The sequence below is a fragment of the Streptomyces sp. NPDC059003 genome (assembly GCF_042740445.1).
GTDB lineage: Bacteria > Actinomycetota > Actinomycetes > Streptomycetales > Streptomycetaceae > Streptomyces.
In genome coordinates this window covers 1-2,145 of the sequence record NZ_JBHYJH010000412.1, presented here as the reverse complement: position 1 = coordinate 2,145, position 2,145 = coordinate 1, and the positions used below count along the sequence as shown (strand labels likewise).

Genomic DNA, 2,145 nt, shown 5'->3' with positions numbered 1-2,145 from the left:
GAGAAACAGAATGCGACTCACGAGTCGACCAGCCATCTCAAGACCGGCTCACTAGTCGACACGGTCCATGGCGAGTACGAGAGGTTGTGAATCGTCGCATGAGAAAGAGTCGGATGTCTGCCCCGCGCATTGGAAGCTGATGCCACGGGGGAGACCAGGTGCACACCTCACCAGGCGAGAGCCATACAGCTTCTGCCGCATAGAGGACGACCATCTGGATTCAGAGTGACGCCGACCACCCATGTTGTCAACCGCTCTCCAGCCCACCAGCGAGTGCCAGCCACTATCGGGACTCCCTTACCTTCAGGGCCTTGTGAGCGGTCGCAATGGGTGCGGATCTACACCCATGGCCGAAGTGTCCGGGAGGGAGAACATCATCATGGACCGGCGCAGCTTCATCCTGCTCACAGGCGGAGCGCTGACAGCCTCCCTCTGGGAGTGGATGACCGCCGACCCTGTAGCGGCTGGCCAGATCATCAACGCCCGGCGCATCGGCGAGACCGGGGTCGCGCACGTCGAACAACGTGTGCGTCAACGGCGGCACGATGACGACCTCGACGGCGGAGGCGGCCAGCTGCTGATGGAGGCCGCCGCCAGCCTGAGCACGGTGACCGCACTGCTCAAGGAGCGCAGTTACTCCGATGCCCACGGAGCACGGCTCCACGCCGCCGCAGCCGACCTAGCGCGCATGAAAGCCTGGGCGCGCTTCGATGTGGACGAAGAATGTGACGACGCGACGTTCCTCGCCGCACTGCACTCCGCCCACATCTCCAGCAACCCCGTCCTCGGCAGCCACATCCTCGCCTTCTGGTCCATCGCCGCGTACAACAGCGGGCGACCCGCCGACGCCGAGACCATGACCGATGCCGCCCTGTCCGCCTCCCGCCGCCGCTCCACCCCACGAGTCGAAGCCATGTTGCTCTCCCGCCGCGCACGCGCCCACCAGGGCAACCAGCACTGTTTCAACGACCTCGACCGTGCCACCACTCTCCATGTCCAGACAGGCGACACCCGCGACGACCCTGAGTGGGTGAGTTGGTTCGACCAGAGCGAACTGCTCGGTGCCCTCGCCTCCAGTCACCTTGACATGGATCAGCCCCCGCGCGCCGAGACCGCCTTCCGCCAGACCGCCGAGCTCTTCCCCACCGATCGCATCCGTACCCATGCACTCTTCCTCGCCCGGCAAGGGGCTTGTAACTGGGAGCGTTTGGTCCTGTCTCACCGCTTCTTGTTGGGGTTTGGGCGGTCCGTTGGCTCGAGACGAGAGGGACCGGTGAGCCGATCGGCCGGGGCGTGACGGCAGAGGCACGTTTCATCCCGGCGCCTCCTGTCTCCTCCCGGACGGGATGGCGAAGGGGCCTTCGCCCCTCGCCAAGAAGCCCGCCGCGCGGTACATCCAAGACATGACCCCGCGCGACGGGTATCCCAGCGACCTGTCCGACGACCGCTGGGAACTGATCGAACCCGTGCTCACCGCCTGGCAGACCCGGCACCGTCAAAACGCCCTGGGCTTCGGCCGCCCGCCCGAGCACGACCTGCGGCGCCTCATGGACGCCATCCTCTACGTCGACCGCACCGGCGTCCCCTGGCGCTACCTGCCCCACGACTTCCCGCCCCACCAGACCGTCTACGGCTACTTCGCCCAGTGGCAACGCGACGGCGTCTTCACCCAGCTCACCGGCCTACTGCGGCGCCTGGTCCGCGAGGCCGAGGGCCGCCCCGGCGAACCCTCCGCCTGCGTGCTGGACTCCCAGACCATCAAGACCTCCGCCAACGTCCCCCGCTCCGACCAGAGCACCGACGCCGGGAAACGCAACATCGGCCGCAAACGCCACCTCGGCTGCGACACCCTGGGCCTGCTGCTGACCGTCCTGGTCACCGCCGCCGACGTCTCCGACACCGCGGCCGGCGTGACCCTCCTGTCGCGGATCGCCGCGGCCCACCCGCGGGTGACCAAGGCCTGGGTGGACGCCGACTACCGCACCACCGCCATCGACCACGGCGCCCGCCTGGGCATCGACGTCCAACCTGTCGCCCGCCCACCGGGCCGCCGCGACTTCGTGACCATTCCGCGGCGCTGGACCATCGAACGCAGCATCGGCTGGCTCATGCACCACCGCCGCCTCGCCCGCGACTACGAAACCC

2 protein-coding genes are annotated in these 2,145 nt (G+C 67.7%); both read left to right on the top strand.

Annotation, left to right across the window (positions count from 1 at the left end; translation table 11 throughout):
- Window positions 1–346: 346 nt before the first annotated feature.
- On the top strand, window positions 347–1,297 hold the full coding sequence (locus tag ACFWZ5_RS46185) for a hypothetical protein (protein ID WP_384893279.1): 951 nt from the start codon (window positions 347–349) through the stop codon (window positions 1,295–1,297).
- 106 nt (window positions 1,298–1,403) lie between these two features.
- A partial coding sequence (locus tag ACFWZ5_RS46180; RefSeq protein WP_384893276.1) for an IS5 family transposase occupies window positions 1,404–2,145 on the top strand: 742 nt, incomplete at its 3' end.